The 26,129-nt window shown below is 70.9% G+C and carries 25 protein-coding genes; 13 read left to right on the forward strand and 12 right to left on the reverse strand.

Features of this window, described 5'->3' with window-relative positions:
• Position 1: 1 nt before the first annotated feature.
• The 4 genes from ACTWJ8_RS37870 to ACTWJ8_RS37885 are packed head-to-tail and all read left to right on the forward strand — an operon-like array spanning position 2 to position 4,277.
• Entirely contained in the window at positions 2 to 1,003 is a 1,002-nt protein-coding gene (locus ACTWJ8_RS37870) for an ABC transporter permease (protein WP_356372435.1), read from the forward strand.
• Entirely contained in the window at positions 1,003 to 2,022 is a 1,020-nt protein-coding gene (locus ACTWJ8_RS37875; RefSeq protein ID WP_443261985.1) for an ABC transporter ATP-binding protein, read from the forward strand. The genes ACTWJ8_RS37870 and ACTWJ8_RS37875 overlap by 1 nt, the downstream gene beginning before the upstream one ends.
• Entirely contained in the window at positions 2,019 to 3,023 is a 1,005-nt protein-coding gene (locus ACTWJ8_RS37880) for an ABC transporter ATP-binding protein (protein WP_443261986.1), read from the forward strand. Before ACTWJ8_RS37875 ends, ACTWJ8_RS37880 begins: the two co-directional genes overlap by 4 nt.
• Positions 3,024 to 3,062: 39 nt before the next feature.
• Positions 3,063 to 4,277: an amidohydrolase gene (locus ACTWJ8_RS37885; protein WP_356372429.1), complete on the forward strand. Its 1,215-nt coding sequence runs from the start codon at positions 3,063 to 3,065 to the stop codon at positions 4,275 to 4,277.
• 52 nt (positions 4,278 to 4,329) lie between these two features.
• On the opposite strand, the gene ACTWJ8_RS37890 is transcribed toward ACTWJ8_RS37885, so the two are convergent.
• Together ACTWJ8_RS37890 and ACTWJ8_RS37895 are read right to left on the reverse strand one after the other, a co-directional pair.
• The gene (locus ACTWJ8_RS37890) at positions 4,330 to 5,562 is read right to left on the reverse strand and encodes an amidohydrolase family protein (RefSeq protein ID WP_443261988.1); all 1,233 of its coding nucleotides are present in this window, start codon (positions 5,560 to 5,562) and stop codon (positions 4,330 to 4,332) included.
• An 8-nt stretch (positions 5,563 to 5,570) separates the two neighbouring features.
• The gene (locus ACTWJ8_RS37895) at positions 5,571 to 6,968 is read right to left on the reverse strand and encodes an MFS transporter (RefSeq protein ID WP_356372425.1); all 1,398 of its coding nucleotides are present in this window, start codon (positions 6,966 to 6,968) and stop codon (positions 5,571 to 5,573) included.
• 202 nt (positions 6,969 to 7,170) lie between these two features.
• On the opposite strand from ACTWJ8_RS37895, the gene ACTWJ8_RS37900 reads away from it, so the two are divergent.
• Complete coding sequence (locus tag ACTWJ8_RS37900; protein WP_443261989.1) at positions 7,171 to 8,037, forward strand: MurR/RpiR family transcriptional regulator; 867 nt, start codon at positions 7,171 to 7,173, stop codon at positions 8,035 to 8,037.
• Positions 8,038 to 8,110: 73 nt separating this feature from the next.
• Positions 8,111 to 8,287 (forward strand): hypothetical protein, encoded by a 177-nt coding sequence (locus ACTWJ8_RS37905; protein ID WP_356372421.1) that lies wholly within the window; start codon positions 8,111 to 8,113, stop codon positions 8,285 to 8,287.
• 55 nt (positions 8,288 to 8,342) lie between these two features.
• On the opposite strand, the gene ACTWJ8_RS37910 is transcribed toward ACTWJ8_RS37905, so the two are convergent.
• Genes ACTWJ8_RS37910 through ACTWJ8_RS37925 form a run of 4 tightly spaced genes read right to left on the reverse strand, consistent with a single transcriptional unit; the run spans position 8,343 to position 10,624 of the window.
• Positions 8,343 to 8,663, reverse strand: coding sequence for a DUF6191 domain-containing protein (locus ACTWJ8_RS37910; protein ID WP_356373829.1), 321 nt, complete (start codon positions 8,661 to 8,663; stop codon positions 8,343 to 8,345).
• Between the two features lie 50 nt (positions 8,664 to 8,713).
• Positions 8,714 to 9,502 carry a thioesterase family protein gene (locus tag ACTWJ8_RS37915; RefSeq protein ID WP_443261991.1) on the reverse strand — a complete coding sequence of 263 codons (789 nt, stop codon included), beginning with the start codon at positions 9,500 to 9,502 and terminating at the stop codon, positions 8,714 to 8,716.
• Positions 9,503 to 9,552: 50 nt separating this feature from the next.
• Positions 9,553 to 9,882, reverse strand: coding sequence for a branched-chain amino acid transporter permease (locus tag ACTWJ8_RS37920; protein ID WP_356372417.1), 330 nt, complete (start codon positions 9,880 to 9,882; stop codon positions 9,553 to 9,555).
• Complete coding sequence (locus tag ACTWJ8_RS37925; protein WP_443261992.1) at positions 9,875 to 10,624, reverse strand: AzlC family ABC transporter permease; 750 nt, start codon at positions 10,622 to 10,624, stop codon at positions 9,875 to 9,877. Before ACTWJ8_RS37925 ends, ACTWJ8_RS37920 begins: the two co-directional genes overlap by 8 nt.
• 62 nt (positions 10,625 to 10,686) lie before the next feature.
• Between ACTWJ8_RS37925 and ACTWJ8_RS37930 the strand changes: the two genes are divergently transcribed.
• On the forward strand, positions 10,687 to 11,145 hold the full coding sequence (locus ACTWJ8_RS37930; RefSeq protein WP_356372415.1) for an Lrp/AsnC family transcriptional regulator: 459 nt from the start codon (positions 10,687 to 10,689) through the stop codon (positions 11,143 to 11,145).
• 31 nt (positions 11,146 to 11,176) lie between these two features.
• Here the strand turns inward: ACTWJ8_RS37930 and ACTWJ8_RS37935 are convergent, their stop codons facing one another.
• Together ACTWJ8_RS37935 and ACTWJ8_RS37940 are read right to left on the reverse strand one after the other, a co-directional pair.
• Positions 11,177 to 13,147, reverse strand: coding sequence for an ABC transporter ATP-binding protein (locus ACTWJ8_RS37935; RefSeq protein WP_356372413.1), 1,971 nt, complete (start codon positions 13,145 to 13,147; stop codon positions 11,177 to 11,179).
• Entirely contained in the window at positions 13,144 to 13,296 is a 153-nt protein-coding gene (locus ACTWJ8_RS37940) for a hypothetical protein (RefSeq protein ID WP_356372412.1), read from the reverse strand. The genes ACTWJ8_RS37935 and ACTWJ8_RS37940 overlap by 4 nt, the downstream gene beginning before the upstream one ends.
• A 374-nt stretch (positions 13,297 to 13,670) precedes the next feature.
• Between ACTWJ8_RS37940 and ACTWJ8_RS37945 the strand changes: the two genes are divergently transcribed.
• The 4 genes from ACTWJ8_RS37945 (at position 13,671) to ACTWJ8_RS37960 (ending at position 16,608) form a co-directional block, all read left to right on the forward strand.
• Entirely contained in the window at positions 13,671 to 14,495 is an 825-nt protein-coding gene (locus tag ACTWJ8_RS37945) for an ArsR/SmtB family transcription factor (protein WP_443261993.1), read from the forward strand.
• An 87-nt stretch (positions 14,496 to 14,582) separates the two neighbouring features.
• Positions 14,583 to 14,948, forward strand: coding sequence for a hypothetical protein (locus ACTWJ8_RS37950; protein WP_356372408.1), 366 nt, complete (start codon positions 14,583 to 14,585; stop codon positions 14,946 to 14,948).
• Positions 14,949 to 14,957: 9 nt separating this feature from the next.
• Positions 14,958 to 16,175, forward strand: a complete 1,218-nt coding sequence (locus ACTWJ8_RS37955; RefSeq protein WP_443261995.1) for a MalY/PatB family protein — start codon at positions 14,958 to 14,960, stop codon at positions 16,173 to 16,175.
• A 136-nt stretch (positions 16,176 to 16,311) separates the two neighbouring features.
• Positions 16,312 to 16,608: a WhiB family transcriptional regulator gene (locus ACTWJ8_RS37960; RefSeq protein WP_356373827.1), complete on the forward strand. Its 297-nt coding sequence runs from the start codon at positions 16,312 to 16,314 to the stop codon at positions 16,606 to 16,608.
• A gap of 3 nt (positions 16,609 to 16,611) precedes the next feature.
• On the opposite strand, the gene ACTWJ8_RS37965 is transcribed toward ACTWJ8_RS37960, so the two are convergent.
• The 3 genes from ACTWJ8_RS37965 to ACTWJ8_RS37975 all read right to left on the reverse strand — a co-directional run bounded on the left by ACTWJ8_RS37965 (position 16,612) and on the right by ACTWJ8_RS37975 (position 19,646).
• Complete coding sequence (locus ACTWJ8_RS37965) at positions 16,612 to 17,052, reverse strand: VOC family protein (protein ID WP_443261996.1); 441 nt, start codon at positions 17,050 to 17,052, stop codon at positions 16,612 to 16,614.
• A gap of 52 nt (positions 17,053 to 17,104) precedes the next feature.
• Positions 17,105 to 17,527 carry a helix-turn-helix domain-containing protein gene (locus tag ACTWJ8_RS37970; protein WP_443261998.1) on the reverse strand — a complete coding sequence of 141 codons (423 nt, stop codon included), beginning with the start codon at positions 17,525 to 17,527 and terminating at the stop codon, positions 17,105 to 17,107.
• Positions 17,528 to 17,600: 73 nt separating this feature from the next.
• A complete protein-coding gene (locus ACTWJ8_RS37975; protein WP_443262000.1) occupies positions 17,601 to 19,646 on the reverse strand; it encodes a TerD family protein in 2,046 nt (681 codons plus the stop codon).
• Between the two features lie 254 nt (positions 19,647 to 19,900).
• Here ACTWJ8_RS37975 and ACTWJ8_RS37980 point away from each other — a divergent pair, with 254 nt between their 5' ends.
• A complete protein-coding gene (locus ACTWJ8_RS37980) occupies positions 19,901 to 21,199 on the forward strand; it encodes an MFS transporter (RefSeq protein ID WP_443262001.1) in 1,299 nt (432 codons plus the stop codon).
• A 148-nt stretch (positions 21,200 to 21,347) separates the two neighbouring features.
• The gene (locus ACTWJ8_RS37985) at positions 21,348 to 25,220 is read left to right on the forward strand and encodes a glycoside hydrolase family 2 TIM barrel-domain containing protein (RefSeq protein WP_443262002.1); all 3,873 of its coding nucleotides are present in this window, start codon (positions 21,348 to 21,350) and stop codon (positions 25,218 to 25,220) included.
• Between the two features lie 21 nt (positions 25,221 to 25,241).
• Here the strand turns inward: ACTWJ8_RS37985 and ACTWJ8_RS37990 are convergent, their stop codons facing one another.
• Positions 25,242 to 26,114 carry a bifunctional methylenetetrahydrofolate dehydrogenase/methenyltetrahydrofolate cyclohydrolase gene (locus ACTWJ8_RS37990; RefSeq protein ID WP_443262004.1) on the reverse strand — a complete coding sequence of 291 codons (873 nt, stop codon included), beginning with the start codon at positions 26,112 to 26,114 and terminating at the stop codon, positions 25,242 to 25,244.
• Positions 26,115 to 26,129: the final 15 nt, after the last annotated feature.

Genomic DNA, 26,129 nt, shown 5'->3' on the forward strand with positions numbered 1-26,129 from the left:
CATGATCGCCTTTCTGACCCGGCGGATCGCCGCCACCGTCGTGCTGCTCGCCGTCATCAGCTTCGTCACCTTCACACTCTTCCAGTTCGGACCCGCCGACCCGGCGGCCGCCGCCTGCGGCCAGGAGTGCACGCCCGAACGCGTCGCCGAGGCACGGGTCGCACTCGGCATGGACAAGCCGTTCCTCACCCAGTACGTGAACTACATGTCCGGCCTGTTCCACAGCCGGCCGATCGGCGCGCCCGGCGCCCGGACGCTCTGCGAGTGGCCCTGCCTCGGCAAGTCCTTCCAGACCAACGAGAACGTCGCCGCCATCCTGGAGCGCGCCCTGCCCTACACGGTGTCCGTCGCCGTCGGCGCGATCGTGCTGTGGACCGTCGCGGGCGTCACCCTCGGCACCCTCGCCGCGCTGCGCAAGAACAAGCTCACCGACAAGCTGATCGTCGGCGCCGCGTCCATCGGTGTCTCCCTGCCCATCCCGGTCACCGGACTGCTCCTGCTGCTGGTCTTCGTGTCGACCTTCGACGTGCTGCCGTTCACCACGAACGCCATCACCTCACCCTTCGGCCCCGCCGGGTTCGACGGCTGGTTCCTCAACTACCTGCTGCCGTGGGTAGCGCTCGCGGTGCTGTTCAGCGCCCAGTACATCCGTGTCACCCGCAGCTCCATGCTGGAGACCTTCGGCGAGGACTTCATGCGCACCGCCCGCTCCAAGGGCCTGTCCAGGACGGCCATGGTCGTCCGGCACGGCGCCCGCGCAGGACTCACCCCCGTCGTCACCATGCTCGGCCTCGACATCGGGCTTCTGCTCGGCGGCGCCGTCCTCACCGAGCAGATCTTCTCGGTGCCCGGCGTCGGCTTCACCGCCGTCCGCGCGGCCCAGGCCGGGGATCTGCCCGTCACCATGGCGATCACCCTGCTCGCCGCCTTCTTCATCATCGTCGCCAATGTCGTCGTCGACGCCGTCTACGCCGTCATCGACCCGCGAGTGAGGGCCGCCTGATGACCGATTCGTTGAAGGAACCGCTGCTGCGGATCCGGGATCTGCACGTCGCCTTCCCCACCGACGACGGGCTCGTGCACGCCGTCAACGGCATGGACCTCACGCTGAACCGGGGCGAGACCGTCGGCCTCGTCGGCGAATCGGGATCCGGCAAGACCGTCACCAGCCAGGCACTCATGGGCCTGCTCAAGGAGACACGCGCACAGGTCACCGGCGAGATCCTGCTCGACGGCACCGACCTCAACACCCTCACCGAGGACCGGATGCGGGCCTGGCGCGGCAAGAAGATCGCCATGATCTTCCAGGACCCGCTCTCCGCCATGCACCCCTTCCACACGGTCGGCGACCAGATCGCCGAGGCCTACCGGGTCCACCACAAGGTGTCGAAGCGGGCCGCGCTCGCCGTCGCCGTCGACATGCTGGGCCGCGTCGGCATCCCCGACCCGAAGCGGCGCGCCCGCGCCCACCCGCACGAGTTCTCCGGCGGCATGCGCCAACGCGCCATGATCGCCATGGCCCTGGTGTGCGAGCCCGAACTCCTCATCGCCGACGAGCCGACCACCGCCCTCGACGTCACCGTCCAGGCGCAGATCCTCGACCTGCTCGGCGAACTCCAGCAGGAGACCGGCACCGCGATCGTCATGGTCACGCACGACCTCGGTGTCGTCGCCGAGGTCTGCCACCATGTCGCCGTGATGTACGGCGGACAGTGCGTGGAGCGGGGCGACGTGCGCCCACTGTTCCGCGACCCACGGCACCCGTACACGCAGGGCCTGCTGGCCTCCATGCCGACCCTCGGCGACGACGGGGCGCGGCTGCGGCCCATCCCCGGGTTCCCGCCCGCGCTCACGGCGCTGCCCTCAGGCTGCCTGTTCGCCGACCGCTGCCCGCAGACCCACCTCGTACCCGACGACCTGTGCCACCGCGAGCGGCCCCCGTTCCTCGCGAGCACCGGATCCGACCATCCCTCCCGGTGCCACCAGGAGAACCTCGCCACCGCCGAGGAGGCCGCGCGATGACATCGACTCCCTTGCTGGAGGCCGAAGGGCTGACCAAGCACTTCCCGGGACGCGGCGGCCTGTTCGGCCGGGGCGGCGCGCCCGTCAAGGCCGTCGACGGCGTGAGCTTCTCCGTCGGGGCCGGGCAGACGCTCGGCCTGGTCGGCGAGTCGGGCTGCGGGAAGTCCACCACGGGACGCCTGCTGATGCGGCTCCTCGACCCCACGGCCGGGACCATCCGGCTCGACGGCCAGGACATCGGGTCGATGAACAGGGCCGAGGCGCAGGAGTACCGCCGCCAGGTCCAGATGGTGTTCCAGAACCCGGCTTCCTCCCTCAACCCCCGCCAGTCGGTCGGCTCCGCCATCGCCGCGCCCCTGCACGCCCAGGGCATCGATCCGGCCGGCGGCATCAGGGCGCGGGTGCGCGAACTGATGGACCGCGTGGGACTGCGGCCCGACCACTACAACCGGTTCCCGCACGAGTTCTCCGGCGGCCAGAAGCAGCGCGTCGGCATCGCCCGCGCCCTCGCCCTCGAACCCCGCCTCATCATCTGCGACGAACCCGTCTCCGCCCTCGACGTCTCGGTCCAGGCCCAGGTCGTGAACCTGCTCCAGGACATCCAGGCCGACACCGGCGTCTCGTACGTGTTCATCGCCCACGACCTGTCCGTCGTACGGCACTTCGCGGAGCACGTCGCCGTGATGTACCTGGGCCGGATCATGGAGAGCGGGCCGACGCGCGAGGTATTCGACGACCCCCGACACCCCTACACCCGCGCCCTGCTCTCCGCCGTGCCGCAGCCCGACCCCGAGGCCGACCGCGGCCGCAGGATCCGGCTCAGCGGAGACCTGCCCACCCCGGCGAATCCGCCGTCGGGCTGCGTGTTCCGCACCCGGTGCCCGCTGCGCCCCACCCTGACCGAAGCCGAACAGGCGCGGTGTGCGGGCGAGGTGCCACCGGTCGCGGGAACCGACGCCCCGGCGTGCCACTTCGCCGACCGGGCCCTCGCGGCCCACTGAACCCCCCCACCCATCACCGAACGAAGGAAGTCGCACCACATGCTCATCCGTGACGTCCGCCCCTGGGGCGGCGAGCGCAGTGACGTACAGCTCGACGGCGCCCGCATCGCCGCGATCCGCCCGCACGACCCGGAGCCCGAGCCTGTCGGGGACGTCGTCGAGGGCCGCGGCCGGCTCCTCTTCCCGTCCTTCAGCGACGTCCACGTCCACCTGGATTCCACCCGCATCGGGCTGCCGTTCCGGCCGCACACCGGCGGGCCCGGCGTGTGGACGATGATGATGAACGACCGCGAGAACTGGCGGGACGCCGAGGTCCCGCTGCCCGAGCGGGTGGCCGGCACCCTGGAGCGCATGATCGCGCGCGGCACCACGCGGGTGCGCACGTACGCGCAGGTCGACGTGGACTGCAAGCTGGAGAAGTTCGAGGCCGTCGTCGCCGCCAAGGAGAGGTACGGGCACCTCGCCGACGTCCAGATCATGACGTTCCCGCAGGCCGGCATCCTGCGCGAGCCCGGCACCGAGGAGTACCTGGAGGCCAGCCTCAAGGCGGGCGCCGATGTCATGGGCGGCATCGACCCGTGCACCCTGGACCGCGATCCCAAGGGCCACCTCGACATCGTCTTCGGGCTCGCCGAGAAGTACCAGGTCGAGGTCGACATCCACCTCCACGAGCCGGGCGAACTCGGTGTCTTCTCGACCGATCTGATCCTGGAGCGGGTCCGCGCGCTCGGCATGCAGGGCAAGGTCACCATGTCCCACGCCTACGAGCTGGGCTCCGTGAACGAGTCCACCAGCCGCCGCCTCATCGACGAGTTCGCTGAACTGGACATCGCCATGGCCACCGTCGCCCCCGCCGCCCGGAACCAGCTCTCCCTCGTCGAACTCACGGAGGCGGGCGTGCGCGTCGGCCTCGGCGAGGACGGCCAGCGCGACTACTGGAGCCCGTACGGCAACTGCGATCTGCTCGACCGCACCTGGCAGTTGGCGTTCACCAACAACTTCCGCCGCGACGACCACATCGAGATGTCCCTCGCGGTCGCCACCATGGGCGGCGCCTCGATCATGAGCCACGAGGTGCCGCGCCTCGCCGGTGTCACCGACCGTCCAGGACTCGCCGTGGGCGACCGCGCCGACCTCGTGCTCGTGGACGGCGAGACCCCGTCGAGCGCGGTCATGGACCGGGGCAGGGACCGGACCGTGCTGCACGACGGGCGGGTCGTGGCCGAGGGGCTCGAACTGGTCCCGGGCGCCTGAGTGAGGGTGTGCGGGACCGGACCGCTGGTTGCGGCCCCGCACACCCCCGTACCTACTTGACCTGCCGTCCGCCCTGGACGACCGCCACCTGATGCCGCGCCGGATCGGCCAGCGCCGCGATGTCGGCGAGCGGGTCGCCGTCGAGGACCAGGAGATCGGCGCGGGCCCCGGCGGCCAGCGTGCCGATCTCACCGCTCATGCCGAGGAGTTCGGCGGCCACCGACGTCGCCGACCGGATCACGTCGAGCGGCTTCTGCACCTCCGAACGGATCCGGAACTCCTCGTTCTGATGCCGGTGCATGCCTCCGAGCAGATCCGAGCCGTACGCGATGCGGGCCCCGCCGCGCGCCGCCCGCTCGAGGGCGCCGAGACCCGCGCCGAGCACGTCGTCGACCTTGCGCCAGCTGTCGTCGGAGAGACCGAACTCGCGTCCCTCCGTCTTCAGCGCCCAGTACGTCACCAGCGTCGGGACCAGGAACGCGTCGTGCTCCGTGAGGAGTTCGACGCTGCGGTCGTCGATCAGATTGCCGTGCTCGATGGACCGGACGCCCGCCTCAAGGGCCCGGTTGACCGCACGGGCGGTGTACGCGTGCGCGGCCACGTACCGGTTCGCGGCCTCGGCCTCCTCGACGGCCGCCCGCAGTTCGGCCGGTGAGTACTGCGTCGAGTCGATGCGGTCGGTGGGCGAGGCGACGCCGCCCGACGCCATCACCTTGATGTGGTGGGCGCCCTTGCGCAGTTCGTCGCGGGCCGCGACCCGCACCGCGTCCACGCCGTCCGCGACCCGGCCGTGGTCCGCGCAGCACGGGTGCTCGTCGTGGTGCCAACTGCCGGCGTCCCGGCTGTCGCCGTGCCCGCCGGTCTGGCTCAACGCCTTGCCGCCGAAGGCAAGGCGGGGCCCGCGCACGAGCCCCTCACGCTGCGCCCTGGCGAGCCCGAAGTCGGCGCCGGCCATGTCACGGACCGTGGTGAACCCGCGATCCAGCATTCCGCCCATGATGCGGGCCGCCTGCGCGGTCACATAGCTCGGGGGAGTGGAGGCCAGCGAGCCGAGCGCGGCGGTGAACGCGGTCACGTGTACGTGCGCGTCGATGAGCCCCGGCAGCACGAACCCGCCGCGTACGTCGAGGACTTCGGCGTCGCCCGGAGCGTCCGCGTCCGGAGCGATACGGCCGTCGACGCAGAGCAGATCGCCCTCGCGCCAGGTGCCGGCCTCCAGGTCGAGGAGGTGGGCGTTGCGCAGGAGGAGGGTGTCACCGTGCTGCGGCGAAGGGGAGTCGGTCATGGTGGGTGTCACTCCTTGGTTGCGGGGGTGGCGGACGGGGTGTCGGTGACGGGGGCGCCGATGTCCTCCAGTGAACGGTTGGCCGTGGACAGGCCGAAGGCGAGCGTCACCACGACACCGACGGCGAGCACCGCCGTCGTCATGCCGAAGACACCCGCGAAGCCCGCCCCGGCCGCCATCAGGCCGATGACGGACGGCGCGATGATCGACCCGATCCGGCCGAACGCGCTGGCCAGGCCGCTGCCCGTGGCGCGGATCCACGTCGGGAACACCTCCGGCGTGTACGCGTACAGGCCCGCGTACGTGCCGTTGAGGAAGAAGGACAGGACGGCGCCCGACACCGTGATGGACACCGGCGTCGCGGTCTGGCTCAGCCAGTACGCGGCGAGCGCGGAGCCGGTGAGGTAGAGGGCGATGGTGTGCTTGCGGTCGAGGCGTTCGCTGAGCCAGGCGGCGGAGAAGTAGCCGGGCACCTGGGCCGCGTAGATGATGATCGAGAACGAGAAGCTCTGCGTGACGGTGATGCCGCGCTGGACGAGCAGCGTCGGGATCCACGAGAAGAACCCGTAGTACGAGAAGGTGATGACGAACCACATCACCCAGGTGACACCCGTGCGCCGGGCCATCGGCCGTGACCAGAGGAACCGCAGCCCCGTCCAGACGCTGGGCGGTGCGGTCTCCTTCGCGGGAGCCGTGGTGGGTGTGTCGTCGAACGGCGGCAGCGGGCGGCCCGTCGACCGTTCCACACGGCGTTCGAGCTCGGCGACGACCTGCTCGGCCTCCGCCGTGCGACCCCGTTCGAGCAGGTAGCGCGGCGACTCCGGCAGCGCCCGGCGCCACCACAGCAGCATCACGATCGGCACCGCGGTGACGACCTGTGCCCAGCGCCAGCCGTCCGCGCCGAGCGGCACGACGAACCGGCCGATCAGCGCGGCGGCCACGAAGCCGAAGGAGAAGAACCCGGCGAGCGCGCCGACGAACCAGCCGCGCCGCTTGGACGGCACGAACTCCGAGAGGAACGGCGCGATGATCGCGCTCTCCGCGCCGGTCCCCGCCCCCGCGAGCACCCGGGCGCCCAGGAAGACGGGGAAGTTCGGGGCCGCGGCGGCGACCAGGGTGAAGACGACGTAGAACGCGAGGGCGTACATCATCACGCGCTTGCGGCCGATGCGGTCGCCGAGGATGCCGGCGATCGCGGCACCGAAGAGATAGCCGAACGGCGAGGCCGAACCGATCAGGCCGAGCGCGCCGTTGTCCAGGCTCCACAGATCCTGGACGCTCGGCAGCAGGAACGCGACGACGGCCGCGTCCATGCCGTCGAAGGTGTAACCGAGCCCGCCGATCAGCAGCAGGACGTAATGGGGTCTGGACAGGGGGAGTCTGTCGAGACGGGCGAGGAGGGACATGGGCGGATCCTCGAAGGTGTCGGGGCGTCGCCCGGGGCCTGGGACGGCCGGGGACGCGGGGCACGCGGGGGACGTTCACCGCAGACGCAAAGTAGATTGCGTCACCCTGATTGCGCAACGATCTTTGCGTTACGTTCTGGGAACGTAGAGTCTGGGCGGGCGCCCGCTCCCGGGCGCCGAACCCCCTACCGCGGAGTTGTGCGTGCACGGAGAACTGGCGACCTGGCTGCGCGAAGCCACCCCCGCCCGCGGGCTGCGGCCCAAGGGCGCGGCGATCGTGGACTTCCTCGTCTCGCAACCGCAGCAGGCGGCCTACGCCTCCGTCGCCGACGTCGCCCGCCGCGTCGGCGCCAACCCCGCCACCGTGACCCGCACGGCCCAGGCGCTCGGCTACGGCGGCTGGCCCGATCTGCAACGGGAGTTGCGGGCCCGCTACCTCTCGCACCTCAGCGCCGCCCAGGTCAACGCCGCGCACCGGGAGGAGGGCGGCGCGTCGTGGGCGGGATCGCTCAGCCGCGACCAGGAGAACCTGGCCCAACTCGCCGCCCACGCCGACGACGAGGCCGTGGACCGGATCGCCAGTGCCATCGCGGGCGCGCGCCGCACCCTCGTCGTCGCGGCCGGCAGCTACGCCTCCGCGGGGACCGCGCTCGCCCACAACGCGCGGCTCGCCGGGTACGACGTCCGGCTCGAGGCGACGGGCGGCGCGGACCTGGTCAACTCCGTCGCCGCGCTCGGCCCGGACGACCTGCTGGTGGCCATCTCCTTCTGGCGGCTCTACCAGAGCACGGTGACGGCGGCCGAGGACGCGAGCGAGCGCGGGACACGGGTGTTCGTCATCACCGACGCCGCGAGCCCGCCGCTCGCCGCGGCGGCCGAGGACGTGCTGCTCGTCCCGGCCGAGGGCACGTCCTTCTTCCCCTCCCTGACGGCGGGACTTGCGCTGTGCCAGTCGATCGTGGCCCAGCTCGCGGGCCTCGACCCCGACCGCACGGCGGCGTCGGTGGCGGCGGCCGAGGAGAGGTGGGTGAGGTACGGAGTGCTGCACCGGGCGCCTTCGGCGACCTAGATGTGTGCCACCACACGTCCGGCGCGGGGCAATTCGCGTGCCCATTGTCAGTGGCGGGCACTATTCTCTTCACATGATCCCCACACCCGAGCATGGTCCCGTACGGTCCGCCGAAGAACTCAACGAGCGGATCCGTGACCTGATGCTGCGCTCCGGTGGGCGATTGAGTGCCGAGCAGCGGCGTGAGTACGAGGTGTTGGTCGCGGAGTGGGCGGTGGCCGAGCGTGGCGGGATTGTGAAGGCCGCGTAAGGCCTCCGGCCCTGGCCCTGTTCCTGGCCCTGAGGGCGCGGGACGGGGCCTGTTCCTAGCCCTGGGCGCGCGGGAGGCGGACGACCGCCGTCCCGCCGTCCAGGTTCACCGTCGTCCTGTTCGGCGGCGCCCCGTCGTCCTCGTTGTCCGGCATCACCAGGGCCGACTGGCGTTCCTTGAGTTCGTGCTGCTTGCCGGGGGACAGCGCGCCGTGCAGCTGCTCGAAGCCCGTCGCGGACACCTGGCCCTGGCGGGTGCCGGGCCGCCAGGGCAGCACACCGGCGCGGCCCGCGCGCAGCAGCAGCTGATCGACGAAGGCCAGCAGCGTCAGCACGATGACGAGCCCCGGCAGGGTCATGAAGAAGACGAACTCCATGACTCTCACAACCGCCGGGGCTCCCCGGGAGTTCCCGGACACCCGAGGTGTCAGGAGGGCTGGGGCCGCACGGTGAGGATCTGCTGGGCGTGGCCGACGGGGCCCGTGGTGTCGTGCAGCACCGTGCTGGTGATGCCCTGCCCCGTGGGGCCGAAGACGACGGTGGTGTCCAGACCGGTCCAGCGCCCCTCCGGCTGCCGGTGCAGATGCACGGTCAGGTCGACGTTCGGGAACATCCATGCGGTGGGCGACTCGCGGACCGCGATGCCATTGGCGGTGTCGACGAGCGCGACGTACGAGGCGAGCGGGCCCGCCTCCTCGCCCGCGACCAGGCCGAGGCCGGTCCCGATCCACGCGGTGGTACGTCCCCGCTGAGGCGGCGCGACCGGGCGGACGTCGAGCGAGGCGATGTATCCGCCCGGCCACACGTCCGCCATCGGCCAGCGGTCGAGCGTCTCGGGCGCGGGGAGCGGATCGGCGCCGCCGCCCGCGACGGCCGTGGTGTCACCGGGTTCGAGCAGCCAGGCACGGGCGCGCACGACGGGCCGCCCGGAGATGCTCGCGACGGCTTCGAGCAGCTCGATGGTGCGACCGGGGCGCAGCGAATCGACGCGCACCTCGCACTCGTCGAGGGCGAGCCGGCCGAGGATGTCGAAGCTGATCCGCGACACGGCGAGCGCGGGACCGGGGCGGCCCGCGAGGTGCTGTTCGAGCGCGTACGTGATCAGGCCGCCGAGCGGGCTGAAGTGCATCTCGTCCGGGTCCCACGCGCCGCCCGCGTGCGGAGTGGGCTTGTAGCGGTGCTCGTCGATGCGCTCGAAGTAGCTGTCGGTGGCCAACGGGTGGGTTCCTTCCGGACACGAGGGGCGGGGGAGCGGCACGGGCGGCTTCAGGTCGCGAACACGACGCTGGCCAGGAGGACATGGACCGACGTGCCGCCGAGGATGCTCAGGAGCGCGTTGCGCCGCCACAGGTGCAGGCCGACGGTGACGGCCAGGGCGGCGAGCGGCGCCGCGGCGCCTGCCTTGGTGACGTGCAGGTCGCGCAGGCAGTAGACGACCAGGATGACCATGACGCCCGCCGGCATGTGCCGGCTCAGGTACCGGACCGTGTCGCTCGACCGCAGCGGGGCGAGCGCCGCGAAGGGCAGGGCGCGCAGCGCCCAGGTGACGGCAGCGGTGACCAGGACCGCGGCGACGGCGTACGTGGTGTCAGGCATGGCTCGTCCTCCGCGCGTTCGCGAGGTGCCGGGCCAGCAGCCCGGCGGTGAACAGGGCGAACGCGACGGGCAGCATCTCACCCGGCACCAGGACGCGGGCCACCAGGGCGCTCCCCAGGGCGAGCAGAGGGGTGGGCAGTTCGCCGCGCAGGTCCCGCACCGCGTCCAGCGCGAGCACCGTGAACAGCGCCGTCAGCGCGAAGTCCAGGCCGGTGACGCCCTCCGGGATGAGGGCGCCTAGCAGTGCCCCCGCGGTCGCGCTGCCCGTCCAGTACAGGTGCAGGAGGAGCTGCGTCCACAGCACGCGCCGACCGGGCCAGGAGCGGGCCTGCTTCCCCGAGGTCAGGGCGTACGCCTCGTCGCACAGCGCGAACGTGCTGTACGCCTTGCCGAGCCGGCCGGAAACGCGGTGCAGCGGGAACGACAGCGCGTAGAAGACGTGCCGCACGTTCACCATGAACGCCGCGACCGCGATCGACGCGAGCGGCGTCACGGCCACGACGAGCCCGATCAGCAGGAACTCGAACGAGCCACCGAAGGCGACCGCCGCCGACAGCGACGCCCACCACCAGTCGAGGCCCGACTGGACGACGAGCGCGCCGAAGGCGAGACCCAGCGGAACGAAGACCAGACCCACGGACAGGGACTCCCGGAACGCCGCCCGTGCCTCGGACGGGGCCCTGCCCGGGAGTTCGGGGGCGGGCCGCGGGGGAGCCGCGGCCATGGTGGAACGTATGTGCATGGAGACATTTTAGAAAAGAAGCCGCCTTATATGGTTGCGTATAGTGGCTCTATGCTGGGCTCATGGGCAATGAAGTGGTACTCGACGCGACCGACCGAGACATTTTGTTCCACCTGCGCGAGGACGGGCGCCTGACCAACGTGGAGCTGGCCAAGCGGGTCGGACTCACGCCGCCTCCGTGCCTGCGCCGGGTCAGGCGCCTTGAGGAGCTGGGTGTCGTGTCCGGGTACCGCGCCGTGATCGACCCGGCGGTCCTCGGGCGGGGCCTCGAGGTCCTCATCGACGTCGAGATCTACGCCAACGACCGCAAGAGCTTCGAGGAGTTCGAGGCGATCGTCGCGTCCTACGAAGAGGTCACCGAGTTCCGCCGGATGTACGGCCGCCCGGACTACTTCATCCGGGCGGCCGTCGCGGATCACGCGGCCTGCGAGGCCTTCCTCACGGAAAAGCTCAGCGGACTACCGGGCGTTCAGCGCTTCACCTCGCACCTCACGATGAAGACCATCAAGTCGGTGAGCTGACCGCCGACCGCCGTCCGCGCTCGTCGCCCCCTTATGACACCTCGCCCTCCGGCTCCGGGCGGAAGGCCGCTCTGTCCCGTTGCAGGAGCCACAGCTCCCGCATGTGCCCCGGCGAGCCGACCAGTTCCTGGAACGTGCCCGACTGCACGACGCGCCCCTTGTGCAGCACGACCACCCGGTCGGCCACCGACGCGTTCGACAGGTTGTGCGTCACAAGGCAGATCGCCCGGTCGGCGGCCATACGGCGCAGCCCGGTGAAGATGCGGTGCTCGGCGCGGGGATCGAGGTCGCTGGTGGGCTCGTCCATGACCAGGAGGCCCGCGTCGCGATGCACAGCACGGGCCACCGCGATCCGCTGCCACTGCCCGCCGGACAGGGCCACGCCGCCCCACCACTCCCGCGCGAGCAGCGTGTTGAGCCCCGACCGCAGCGTGGCCAGCACGTCGTCGGCGCCGCTGGCCCGCGCCGCGCGGTGGACCGCCGCGTCCCCCTCGGGGCGGGGCTGGCCCAGCGCGATGTTCTCGCGCGCCGTCATCGGCCAGCGCGCGAAGTCCTGCGGCACGACGCTCGTCTGGCGCCACATCGCGTGCGGGTCGAGATCGGTGACGCTGACCCCGTCCCACGTCACCTCCCCGCCGCCGTTGGGAAGGTTGAGCCCCGACAGCAGCCGCATCAACGTGCTCTTGCCCGAGCCGTTCTCACCCACCACCGCGACGATCTCGCCGCGCCGCACCTCGAAGTCGACGTGGTGCAGGGTGTCCGCCTCCGCCCCCGGATAGCGGAAGGTGACGTCGCGTACGGCGATGTGCCGCGGCCGGCCGGGGACGACGACGCCCCGGTCGAGCCGCTGCCCCGCCGCCTCCGTGACGAACCGCTCCCAGTCGTCGAGGTACAGACCCGTCCGCATCAGGTCACGGCCGTACCCGACGAGCCCCTGCAACCCCGCGAACGCGGTGCGCAGCGCGAACGCCGCCGTGCCCGCGGCGGGGGCCGAGATCCTGCCGGTGCCGAGCAGCGCGATCACCGCGCCGCCCACCAGGCACGCCCCCGCGCCCGTGGCGACCGCGCCGACCGCGGAGATCCGGGCGCGCCTGCGCGTCGCCGCGTTGCTGGTCTCCTCCACCCGCTCCGCGCTGGACGTGTACTTGCGCAGCAGATGCGGGGCGAGGGTGTCGGTGCGGACCTGGTCGGACTGGTTCTTGGCGATCAGGTACCAGCGCAGCATCGACATCATGCGGCGGTCCTTGTGCGTGGCGACCCGCGCCAGATACGTGATGCGCTCGCCGCGGATGGAGGCGACCGCCTGCGGCACCGCGGCCAGCACCAACGGCACGAGCAGCAGCGGGTACAGGCTGGTCAGGACCACGGCGCCGGACAGGAACGTGGCCAGCGACGCGATGTAGTTCTGCGACTGTCCGATCATGTCGCCGCTCGCGTCGATGCCGCGCTCGGCGGCGTCGTAGCGGTCGTTGAAGCCGGGGTTGTCGTACGCGGCCTGCTCCGCCTGCGTCGCCGCCTCCAGCATCCGGTACTCCGCCTCGCGTGCGATGCGCGGCGACAGCTTCGCGGACAGCGCCTGGATCGCGATGCCGAGGCCGGACCGCAGCGCGGCGCTTCCGGCGAGGAGCGCCACGGCCGGCGCCGCCTCGCCGAGCCGCCCGGTGTCGCGGGCGGAGGCGATGAGGACGGACAGCGCCTGCGTCGTGGCCACGAGGCCGAGCGCGCCGAAGACCCCGGACACGATCTGGCAGGCGAGGAGGACGATCACCGCTCCGCGGTCGACCTGCCACGCCAGGGCGAACGTCCGGCGGATCAGGGCGGGGAGGCGGCGGGCCATGGTGCGGCCGGTGAGCAGATGGGCGAGTTCGAGGCTGTCCCCGCCGGGGTGATCGAAGGCGAGGGTCTCTTCCGCGGCTTCTTTCGTGGTGTCTTTCACGGTCTGTTCCGCGGCTTCTTCCGAGGTCGCCTCGGCCGTCTCCCGCCGGTCCTGGATCTCGGTCATGCGCCCCACCTCGACGACGGTCGTGACGCGGCGGCGAACAGGGTGCGGCGAATGTCGAACGGGCGCCGCGACACGGCCGTCGCGGCGAGCAGAGCGGGCGGATTCTCGAAGGCGGTACGCAGCGCGGGAAGGGCGAGCACAGGATTCACGACGTCTCCTCGGACGAAGGGTTGGGTGACGCGACGGCACGAGCAGCGGTTCGCGGCCGACGCGTTCCGAACCCTCGCGCACGGCACTGACAGCGGAGCGGAACCGTGAGCGGGATTCGGTCAGGTGGCGGTGCTCGTCGACGGCGTGCGGAGGCCCCGGGGCGATCAGCCGACCCATGGCGTCCGGGCGCCGCGATGGCCGGATCTTTTCGATGGTGGGGTGAACACGCGGGTGTGGTGCATGCGTGGGTGGGGTGCACGCGCGATTGACATGCAGCCGATTGACATGCAGCCGATTGGCTGCCTATCGTCGAAGCATCGGATAGGCAGCCGATCGGCTGCGTTTCGACCAGGTCGAGGAAGGCGCGACTCCCGTGGACGCGATATTCAAGGCGCTCGCCGACCCCGGGCGCCGCAGGCTGCTCGACAGCCTCGACGAGAGGGGCGGGCAGACGCTGAGCGAGCTGTGCGGGCAGCTGGACATGGCCCGGCAGTCGGTCAGCAAACACCTCGCCGTGCTCGAGACGGCGGGCCTGGTCACGACCGTGCGCCGGGGCCGCGAGAAGCTGCACTACCTCGACGTCGCGCCCCTCAACGCCGTCGCCGACCGCTGGCTCAGCCGCTACGACCGGCACCGCGCCGCCGCCCTCGACGACCTCCGCACCGCACTGGAAGAGGAAACCCCCATGAGCGACACCACCCCCGAGGCGCCCGGCGCCGTGGCGCCCTTCGTGCACACCAGCTACATCCGCACCACGCCCGAGCGGCTGTGGGAGGCGCTGACCTCGCCCGCGTTCACCCGCCGCTACTGGGGCGTCGCGTTCGAGACCGACTGGAAGCCGGGCTCGCCCATGGTGTGGGTGGAGGGCGACAACCGCACCGAGGACCCCGAGCAGGTCGTCCTGGAGTCCGACCCGCCGCGCCGCCTCGCGTACACCTGGCACACGTTCACGCCCGCCTGGGCGCGGGCCGTCGGCGTCGACGAGGAGCTGCGGCAGCGGATCGTCCGCGAGAGCCGCTCCCGGGTCTCCTTCGACCTCGAACCCGCCGGCGAGACCGTGAAGTTGACGGTCGTCCACGACGGGTTCGACCCCGACAGCACCGTCCGCGGCATGATCGGTGACGGCTGGCCCGCGCTGCTCTCCAGCCTCAAGACCCTTCTGGAGACGGGGGAGCCGCTGCCGGAGCCGCAGGCCTGAGGGGCGGGCGCGCGGGGAGGGCGCGCGGCGGGGGCCGGGCGCCTATTCTGGAGTCACCGCGTGACATCCGGGGGGAAGGGGCGGTGGATGAACTGGATTTGGGCGATCCTCATCCTGTTCTGGACGGGAGCCTTCGCCTGGGCGGCGGACACCGCTCGAGGCGCGCTGCGGCACCGGCACGAGCGCAGGATGGAGCGGCTCGAGGCCGCCAAGCAGGCCCGCCTCGCGGTGGAGGCGGCGAACAAGCCACCGGAGCCGATCTGCGGCTGCACCCACCACCTCGCCAAGCACGACAAGACGGGCCGCTGCCACGAGCGCGTCGAGGTCCCCACGGCCTGGGACGAGAACAAGAAGCCGCTGCGCTACGAGGCGGACCGCTGCAACTGCCAGCAGTACGTGGGCCCCCAGCCGCTGTCGCAGGTCTACGCGGAGGAGCTCACCGACCGGATCTAGCATCCAGTCATGGCCTCAGAAACGGAACGTGCGTCCCTGTTCGACACCGTCGTCGACCGCAAGCGCTCCAACTCGATGAAGTGGACCTTCGCCGATTCGCTCCTGGCCCCCGACGAGGCCGCGGCGGACCCGCTGCCCATGTGGGTCGCCGACACCGACTTCCAGGCCCCGGAAGCGGTGCGCGACGCGCTGCACGAGGCGGTGGACCACGGCGTCTTCGGCTACCCCGGCGAACCGACCCCCGGGTACCTCGACGCCGTCGTCAACTGGCAGGCACGGCGCTTCGGTTGGGAGGTGTTGCCGGACTGGGTGGTGCCCACGGCCGGCGTCATCACCTCCCTCAAGACCGTCGTCCAGGCCTTCTCCGCGCCCGGCGACTCCGTCCTGATCCAGCCACCCGTCTACGTCCACTTCCACGACGACGTACGCCTGAACGGCCGCCACCTCGCGTACGCGCCGCTGGAGCGCACCGGTGACGGCTACCGCTTCGACGCGCGCACCTTCGAGGCGGCCATCAGGCCCGACACGAAACTGTTCATCCTCAGCCACCCGCACAACCCCACGGGCAACGTCTGGAGCGAGGGCGAACTGCGCGCCATGGGGGAGATCTGCGCCCGGCGCGGCGTCCTGGTGGTGTCCGACGAGATCCACCAGGACCTGGTGCTCAACCCGGCACGGACGCACATCCCGTTCGCCTCGCTCGGCCCCGAGTTCGCCCGCGCCAGCATCACCTGCACGGCCCCCAGCAAGACGTTCAACCTCCCTGGGCTGCAGTGCGCGAACATCCTCGTCCCCGACCCGCGGCTGCGCGCCGAGTTCGCCCGTCAGTACGAGCGCAATGTGTTCCCCGTGGTCAACGCCCTGGGCATGGTCGCCGCCGAGGCGGCGTACACCCACGGCGAGCCGTGGCTCGAGGAACTGCTCGGCTACCTCCGCGCCAACCACGAGCACTTCGCCAAGGCGGTGCACGCCGCCACGTCCAGGCTCCGCGTGCTGCCGGCCGACGCGCTCTACCTGGCGTGGATGGACTGCCGGGGGCTCGGCCTCGACCCCGACGCCCTCGACGCCTTCATGCTCACGGAGGCCCGCCTCTGGCTGGACCGGGGCCCGAAGTTCGGCGCCGAGGGCCACGGCTACATGCGCGTCAACCTCGGCTGTCCCCGCGCCACGGTGGACGAGGCGATCCGCAGACTGAGCGCGGCGCTGACGCGTTTCGAAGCCCTGTGAACGTCTGCCCAAAGGTGGTGACACACCGTTCAACTCCTGGTCATGGGCTGCCTGTTGAGGATCTATGGCGTACGGTCGCGAATCGCACCTGAGACAGACCGAATTTGCCAGGAGCAAGGAGCAGGCAGTGACGGACATCTTCAACTCGTGGTGGGACAAGGCGGCGTGCAGGACCACGGACCCCGAGGAACTGTTCGTGGAGGGCGCGGCGCAGTCCCACGCCAAGCGGTTCTGCGACACGTGCGTCGTCAGGACCGAGTGCCTGGCGCACGCGCTGGACGAGCGCATCGAGTACGGCGTCTGGGGCGGCGCCACGGAACGCGAACGGCGGGCCCTGCTGCGCAGGCGCCCCACCGTCACGTCCTGGCGCCGCCTCCTGGAGGCGGCCCGCGCCGAACACGCCCAGGACGGCGGCCACGCCAGGGCGTCGTGAAGGTCAGCCGCGCCTCGGGTCGAACTCCAGCACCTGGGTCAGCCGGATGTTGTTGCCCGACGGGTCGCGGAACGAGGTGTCGATGCCGTACGGCTGTTCGGTGGGCGGGTCGTTGAACGTGACGCCCCGCGCCGACAGCTCGTCGTAGGCGGCCTTGCAGTCGTCCGTCTCCAGGAACAGCGTGCCGCCGGCGCCCTTGGCCACCAGGTCCGCGAGGCGTGCGCTGTCCTCCCCGTCGAGCATCGGAGGCCCGGGCACCGGCATCAGCACCAGCGCGGGACCCTCCCCACCGGGCGGCCCCACGCACAGCCAGCGGAAGGCCCACGCCTCCATCGTCACGTCGGCGCGGACCTCCCAGCCCAGCTTCTTCGTGTAGAAGTCGAGCGCCGCGTCCTGGTCGTGCACCCAGAACTGCGCGTTCGCGATCTTGATCGTTGTCGACATGTCGGTCCTCGCTCGCCGGTCGGGGGTCTCGACATCGACGCTAGGCACCGCGTCAGCCGGTGTCTTCTCGAAACGTGCGGTTCCGTGGCCGCCCGTAGGCCATCGCGACGCACCGCGGAATGCGCAGATACTGCGCGGCCGGCGCCCGCGCCGCGCGGTACGCCTGCGGGGTCACCCCGTACATCCGCCGAAAACTCGTCGTGAACGAACCGATCCCGCGCAGCCCCACGGCCACCCCGACATCGGTCACCGTCCAGTCCGTGACGAGCAGCAGATGCGCGGCCCGCTCCAGCCGCCGCGTCAGCACGTACTGATGCGGCGACTCCCCGAATGCCTCCTTGAACCGCCGACTGAAATGCGCCCGCGACAACGAGGCGGCCTCCGCCATCTCCGCAACGGTGACCCCCTCCGCATACCGCGCGTCGGCCAGGTCACGGGCACGGAGAAGGTGGCGGGAGGGCGGGACGTGGGGCATGGCTCCATTGTGCGCGGTCAGGCCGCCGTGCGGCCCGGCGAAGGCGGGCCCCGCCGGGCACGTCGGCGCGCCCCTACTCGCCCTCCGTCGCGGATTTCGGCGTCGTGCGCCGCTTGCTCTGCACACGGTCGAGATGTGTCACGACCGACGAGTGGAACTTGTGCACCGCCTCGTCGACGCTTCGGATGAAACCGGACTCCGTGTTGCCCCGCTGCGTCCCCATGCCCTTGAACAACGACAGCCGGAATCCGGTGATCTTCGCTCCGCCGCCGGGGAGGAGGTCGCCCGGCTCGGGCCGCAGCCGTTCCAGGGTGCCGCGGGTGCCTCCGGTGTCGCCCTCGACCAGCGTCTCGATGTGCAGGTCCGCCGGGGCCTCCGCAAGTTCCCTGACGAGGCGCTTGGCCCACGACAGAGGATAGCCCTGGGTGGGCGGCGCGATGTCGATGGACGTGCGGATCTTGTACGTCCGCAGATCGGCGGTCACCGCGAGAACGCCGGGTGTCTGGTCGATGCGCAGCTCGGCCCGGAGCCTGCCGTCCCGGCACAGCTCGTCCGCCATCCGCGTCCGACGGCCCACCGGGTCGGTGCCGCGGCGCGCCCGTTGGACCGGGAGCACTTTGCGACCCAGTTCGCCGCCGAGACCCAGGGAGACCTGTCGAATCAGGCGCTCCCAGCTCTCTACGGCCTCCAGGGCCCGCGGATCGCCCTGGCAGAGCGTCTCGTCCTGGATGCCGTTGCGGACCGGCACCCACGCCGGGCCCATGTTGTGGAAGCCGTGACAGCCCGAGTTCTCGTGGCGCAGGTAGTGCAGCAGCTCTTCCAGCAGCCAGGCGTGTGCGGGATTGCCGAGCCCCTCGTGCCGGAGCAGCATCTGGGCCTGGTGGGCGACTTCGGCCCACGACAGATGCCACAGCCCCACCTTGTTCTTCCGGCGGCGGTCGATCTTCACCTCGACCAGCGGGCTGCCTTCCAGAGCGACGTCGTTGGAGAGGGTGATGACGGCTTCGTAGCCACGGCGGGCTGCGATGTCGGCGTAGGCCTGCACCTGTTCGGTCTTGAGCGGATTGCCGTTGGTCTTGGTCTCGACCAGCGCCGTCCAGAGCTTGCCCGCGCGTTCCACCCGGATGACGCCGTCCGGACGGCGGGGGGATTCGCCGTGGGGGAGGGAGACCTCGGTGAACGTCTCCATGCGTCCCGCGTGCGCGCCGAATCCGGCGGTCAGACGCCGCCCGAACTCGGGCACCTGGGCCATCACGGCCAGCAGTACGGAGGTGGCGCGGACCTCCCGGTCCCTGTCGCTCTTCAGTGCTGACACCGGGAAGAGGCGCGCGCCGGCCCAGGCGTCGTTCTCCGCTAGAGACTTCTTGGGCGTGCGTGGGAGCGTGACCTTCTTCTTCGACGTACGCGGGCGAGCCGGCTTCTTGGCGGGCGCGGTCGGGGCCGCTGCTTCGGGCTCCGCGGCGGCCTCCGGGCCGGGCGTCGGCACCGTTGCCGAGGAGGGCTGCTCGGCGGCAGAGGTCTCGGTCGACTCCGTGGTCTGCTCAGCTGCCTCGTCGACATCGGCGTCGGCGTCGTCGTCGATGTCCACGCCGTGGTCCGACGCCAGGGCCGCGAATCCCGTCTCGTATCCCTGGCCCACCGCGCGGAACTTCCACTCACCCGCGCGCCGGTACAGTTCGCCGAAGATCAGGGCGCTCACAGGGCCCACGTCGTCGATGGCGAACCGCAGCAGCGGCTCTCCCGCGCTGTCGCTCAACGTCAGCTGAAGAGCGTCGAGTTCGTCGAACCGTGCCGACTCGTACCGGCTCGCAGCGATGAGCACCGTGGCGACATCCTGTGGCAGGGCGCTGAGATCGAAACTGATCCGGTCCTCGCTGCCCTCGCCCACAGGCGTCTTGCCCAGCAGCTGTACGCTCCCGTCCGGCGCGCCTGGATTGTTGTAGAAGTAGAAGTCCGTGTCGCTGCGCACCTTGCCGTTCTCGTCGAGCAGCAGCACGGACACATCGGCATCGCCCTCGCCCGTGGGACTCACCCACCCGAGGCCGACGATCACCGAGTCGACCTCACCGTCGACCAGACCCCCGAGCCCGACGTTCGCGCCCTTGACCATCTCGTGCATTCGGCCTCCCCAACCGATCGCCCAGGTACGAGGAACCCCCCTCGTCCGCCGTCGATATATGTGAATGAACGGTGAACCTGGAGTGCAGATAGTGGCCCTAACCGGGCGTCAGGAGCAAGTCGGGTGGCTGTGAGTCCGGCCTGCTGCTTCCTCGGGTACCGGCTTGCTTGACATGAACGCGCCCCGGGAGCACTCTCGCCGTGATCTCGTTCCCCCGCACCGTGGCTCGACCGATGGCAGGGCAGGGAGTCGGCGTGAAAGTGGATGTCGCAGGGTCGGAGGTGGGGCGGCGGCGCGGGGATCGGAACCGTGCGGTCGTCGCCAGTACCGTCGGGACCGCCATCGAATGGTACGACTTCTTTCTGTACGGGACGGCCGCCGCGCTGGTCTTCCCGCATCTGTTCTTCCCGGGGCAGTCCGAGTACACGGGCGTGCTCGCCTCCTTCGCCACGCAGTTCGTCGGGTTCGCCGCGCGGCCCATCGGTGCCGCGATCTTCGGGCACTTCGGCGACCGGGTCGGGCGGAAGTCGACGCTCGTCATCACGTTGCTGCTGATGGGCGTCAGCACCGTGCTCATCGGGTGCCTGCCCACCTACGCCTCCATCGGGCTCGCCGCGCCGGTGCTGCTCGTCGTGCTGCGCGTGTTCCAGGGCATCGGGGTCGGGGGTGAGTGGGGCGGCTCCGTGCTGCTGTCCATGGAGTGGGGCGCCAAGGAGCGGCGTGGGCTCATGGCGAGCTGGCCGCAGATGGGGGTGCCGCTCGGGCTGCTCATCTCGACCGGCATGGTGAAGTGGCTCAGTTCCGTCTCCGGTGACGGCTTCGAGAGCTGGGGGTGGCGGGTGCCGTTCCTGGCCAGCGGGGTGCTCGTCGGCATCGGGTTGTATGTGCGGCTGAAGGTCCTGGAGAGCCCCGACTTCGATGCGGTGAAGCGGCGGGAGGCCGTCGTCCGCGTCCCGCTGTGGGACGTGCTGCGGCACCAGTGGCGCGAAGTGATCGGCGCGGCGTTCGTGCGGCTCTCGGAACAGGCGCCGTTCTATCTGTTCATCACCTTCGTGCTGACGTACGGCACCTCCCACCTCGGCCTCGACCGCGGCGACCTTCTCGACGACACCCTCGTCGCCGCAGCCGTCGGCCTGCTCACCATCCCCCTCTTCGGTCATCTCTCCGACCGCTTCGGGCGACGGCTCGTGTACGGGGTCGGGATCGTGTGCGTCGGTGTGTTCGCCTTCCCGTACTTCGCGCTGCTCGACACCAGGACACCGGGGCTCGTGCTGCTCGCCATCGTGCTGTCCCTGGTCTTCCACGACATGCAGTACGGCCCACAGGCCGCGCTCATCGCCGAGGGCTTCGGCGCCAACGTCCGCTACAGCGGGGCCGGGCTCGGCTACCAGCTCGCCTCCGTCATCGCAGGCGGACCCGCGCCGCTGATCGCCGCGGCCATCCTGGAGGACACCGGCTCCAGCACCGGCATCAGCCTCTACATCATCGGCTGCTGCGTGCTGTCCATGGCCGCCCTGTTCCTGATGCCCCGCCGGGCCACCCCCGGCGACTGAGCCGACAGCAACACGAACACCCCACGAATCAACAAAGTTCTACGGCCTCATTGTATTGATTGTGTTGCCTTCTTAGGGTGGTGCCGGCTCAACAGGCGTTCCGCACCACACCAGTTGCACGTGTCCCCACCCGCAGAAGGGCACAGCCATGCCGCAACACCACCCCATGCCGCTCAGCAGGCGCCGCCTCCTCCAGGCCGGCGCCGCCGTCGCCGGAGCGCTCGCCCTGCCTCTGGGCCTGCCCGCCGCCCCGGCCGGAGCGGCCACAGGCGACGAGTGGAACGGTCACATCGACCAGTTCCGCCTCGGCACCGAGCCCCCGCACACCACGCTCATGCCGTACGACACCGTGCCGCAGGCCCTCGCCGCCGACCGCACCCGCTCCCCGTACCGCCAAAGCCTCGATGGGGACTGGAAGTTCGCGTACGTCGACCGGCCCTCCGAGCGCGACGAGGACTTCCACCGCACCGACCTCGACGACGCGGACTGGGGCACCGTCCCCGTGCCCGCCGTCTGGCAGCTGCACGGCCACGACTTCCCGATCTACACCAACATCACCTACCCGTGGTGGGGCGCCAACGGCCTCGGCGAGGAGGCCAAGCCGCCCGCGTCGCCGACCCGCTACAATCCCGTCGGCCAGTACAGACGCACCTTCACCGTGCCGCGCGGCTGGGCGGGCAGACGCGTCTTCCTGCACTTCGAGGGCGTGAAGTCGGCGCACTACGTGTGGGTGAACGGCACGCTCGTCGGCTACCACGAGGACTCCTTCACCCCGGCCGAGTACGACATCACCCCGCACCTCACCGAAGGCACCAACCAGCTCGCCGTCGAGGTCTACCGCTTTTCCGACGGCGACTGGATGGAGGACCAGGACATGATCCGGCTGAGCGGCATCTTCCGCTCGGTGTACCTGTACTCCACGCCCACCGTGCATCTGCGCGACTTCAAGCTCGACACCCCGCTCGGCGACCGGTACACCACGGCCGAACTGTCCGTCACCGCCAGCGTCCGCGCGTACGACGGCGACACCGGCGCGTACACCGTCGAGACCCAGCTCTACGACGCCGGCGGCCACCCCGTCTGGTCCCGCCCGCTCACCCAGAAGGCAGACCTGACCGAATCCGAGGTCACCGTGCGGGCCGCGAAGGCCGTACCCTCGCCCCGCCTCTGGTCAGCCGAGAGCCCGTACCTCTACACCGCCGTGCTCCGCCTCCGCGACCCGTCGGGCAAGGTGACCGAGACGCTGTCGCACCGCGTCGGCCTGCGCGAGTTCGCCCTGAAGGACGGGCTGATGCGCATCAACGGACAGCCCGTGTCCCTGCGCGGCACCAACCGCCACGAGATGCACCCCGACCGCGGCACCGCCCTCACCCGCGCCGACCTCGTGCGCGACATGAAGCTCATCAAGCGGATGAACATGAACACGGTCCGCACCTCGCACTACCCCAACAACCCGCTCTGGTACGAACTCGCCGACGAGTACGGCCTCTACCTCGTGGACGAGACCAACCTCGAGACACACGGCGTCCGCGACGAGTACCCCACAAGCCACCCCGACTGGACCAAGGCCTGCGTGGCACGCGCCCAGAACATGGTCCACCGCGACAAGAACCACGCCTCCGTCGTCATCTGGTCCCTCGGCAACGAGGCGGGCGCGGGCTCCACCTTCACCGCCATGCACGACTGGATCCGCTCGTACGACACCACCCGCGTCATCCAGTACGAGGGCGACGACAGCCCCGGCGTCAGCGACATCCGCTCCGAGATGTACCCGTCGACGAGCCACGTCGAGGCGAAGGCCAAGGACACCGCCGACACCCGCCCGTACGTGATGATCGAGTACTGCCACGCGATGGGGAACTCGAACGGCAACTTCAAGGAGTACTGGGACCTCGTCCGCCGCTACGACGTCCTCCAGGGCGGCTGGATCTGGGACTTCGTCGACCAGTCACTGAGTTGGCCGACACCGGACCGCACCCTGTTCACCGAGTCGGGCCCGGTCGGTCTCAAGGGCGAACTCCTCAACCCGGCGGCCGGGTTCAGCCGCGCCAAGGGCGTGAGCGGCGCCACCGTCTTCGCCCGCGACGACCGCCTCGACCTGACCGGATCACTCACCCTCGAAGCCTGGATCACGCCGCGCGCGACCGGCTACCACCAGCCGATCCTGGCGAAGGGCGACACCCAGTACGCGCTCAAGCAGAACGGAAAGACGCTGGAGTTCTTCATCCACTCCGGCGGCCAGTGGATCACCGCGACCTCGGCCGTCCCCGCCGACGGCTGGACCGGCAGCGAACACCACGTCGCCGGAGTCTTCGACGCGGACGCCGGCACCCTCACGCTGTACGTCGACGGGGCGGCCAAGGGCACGAAGAGCACCAGCGCCAGGCCGACGAGCAACACGGCACCGCTCGCCGTCGGCGTGGACGTCGACAACATGACCCGCGAGTTCAGCGGCACCATCCGCCGCGCCCGCGTCTACGCCCGCGCCCTCGGCGCCACCGAACTCGCAGACGAGAAACGGGGCCCGGACGGCGACGGCGTGCGCTTCTGGTTCGACGCCGCGACCGTGAAGGTCACGAAGAAGAAACCTCGCGACAAGACCTTCTTCGCCTACGGCGGCGACTGGGGCGACAACCCGAACGACGGCAACTTCGTCGCCGACGGCATCATCACCGCCGACCGCGGCCACACCGGCAAGGCCGCCGAGGTCAAGCGGATCTACCAGGCGATCCAGGTGACACCGAAGGACGGCGGGGGAGTGGGCGACGTCACCCTCATCAACGAGTTCCTGTTCACCAACCTCCGTGACTACGACGGGCGGTGGGAGCTCGTCCGCGACGGCGAGGTGATCCAGAAGGGCGCCCTGAGCCGCTCCCAGCTCGACCTCGCGCCCCTCGCCCACAAGGACATCACCGTCCCCGTGAAGCGGCCCTCGAACCCCGCGCCGGGCGCCGAGTTCTTCCTCAACCTCTCCTTCCGGCTCAAGGACGACACACCCTGGGCCGACGCCGGATTCGAGGTGGCGCGCGCCCAACTCCCGTACGACGCGGGCAGCCCCAAGGTGACACCCGTACCGCTGAAGGACGTCCCGACGCTGCGCCACGAGGACGGCGACAAGACCGTCACGGTCACCGGCGAAGGATTCCGCCTCACCCTCGACAGGGCGACCGGCGTCCTCACCTCCTACGAGGCCGGTGGCGTCCCGCTCCTGGAATCAGGACCCGTGCCCAACTTCTGGCGCGCACCCACCGACAACGACCACGGCAACGGCCAGCACACCCGCAACCAGACCTGGCGCGACGCGGGCGCCCGCCGCAAGGTGACCGGCGTGACCGTGCGCGACCTCGACGGGCACGCCGTCCGCATCGAGGTCGAGGGCACGCTGCCGACCACCGCCGAGTCGACCTACGCCACCACGTACACCGTCTTCGGCGACGGCGCCGTCAAGGTCGACAACGCCGTGCACCCCGGCGCCGCGAGCCTCCCTTACCTGCCCGAGGTCGGCACCATCCTGCGGCTCCCCGCGTCCCTGGAGAAGATCCGCTACTACGGGCGCGGCCCCGAGGAGAACCACTGGGACCGCAACGACGGCACGGACGTGGGGCGTTGGGACTCCACCGTGACCGAGCAGGGGACCTCGTACATCCGGCCCCAGGAGAACGGCAACAGGACGGACGTCCGGTGGGCCGCGCTCACGGACGCCCGCGGGCGCGGCCTGCTCGTCGCGGGTGACGTGACGGGCGAGCACCCGCTCCTGGAGGTCAACGCCTCCCACCTCACCCCGGAGGACCTGTCCGTCGGGGCGCGCCACGACTACCAGCTCGACCCGCGCGAGGAGGTCGTACTGCGGGTCAACCACCGTCAGATGGGTGTCGGCGGCGACGACAGCTGGGGCGCCCAGACCCACGCCCCGTACAAGCTCCTCGCCGACCGCGACTACGCGTACACGTACTGGCTGCGGCCGATCACGGACCTGGACGGGGCGACGGGGCTCGCGCGGCGGCCGGTGGCCGTGGAGTAGCGGACGCCGCGGAACGGGAGGCTAGGCGGAGTCGTCCAGGCGGGCCGCCTCCCGCTCCGCGGATTCCACCACGTTCGTCAGGAGCATCGCCCGGGTCATCGGGCCGACCCCGCCGATCGTCGGCGCCATCCGGCCCGCCACCTCGGCGACGGAGGGGTGCACGTCGCCGAGGATGCCCTCGATGGTGCGGGTGATGCCGACGGACAGGACCGTGGCGCCGGGTCTGACCCAGTCCTGGCGGACCAGATGGGCCGAGCCCGCCGCCGCGACCACCACGTCCGCCGCGCGGGCGTGGGCGGCGATGTCCTCCGTGCGCTCGTGGCACATGGTGACGGTGGCGTGCTCGCTGGCCCGGGTCAGCATCAGGCCGAGCGGGCGGCCGACCGTGATGCCGCACCCGATGACGCAGAACGTGGCGCCGGTGATGCGCACATCGCTCAGGCGGAGCAGTTCGATGATGCCCCGCGGTGTGCAGGGCAGGGGCCCCGGCGTGCCGAGAACGAGCCGGCCCAGGTTGGTGGGGTGCAGGCCGTCGGCGTCCTTGGCCGGGTCGATGAGTTCGAGGACGGCGTGCGTGTCGAGGTGGGCGGGCAGCGGGAGCTGGACGATGAATCCGGTGCAGGCCGGATCGGCGTTGAGAGCGAGGACGGCGGCCTCGACGTCGGCCTGGGTGGCGTCGGCGGGCAGCTCGACGCGCAGGGACTCGATGCCGACCTCGGCACAGTCCCGGTGCTTGCCCGCCACATAGACATGGCTGCCCGGATGGTCGCCCACGAGGATCGTGCCGAGGCCCGGCGCGATGCCGCGGGCCCGCAACGCGGCGACGCGCGCCGCCAGTTCGGTCTTGATGTCGGCCGCGGCTCTGGTGCCGTCCAGCTTGACGAGGGTGGTCACGGTGGAAACTGCCCT

Source organism: Streptomyces sp. SDT5-1, assembly GCF_052245995.1.
Taxonomy (GTDB): Bacteria; Actinomycetota; Actinomycetes; order Streptomycetales; family Streptomycetaceae; genus Streptomyces.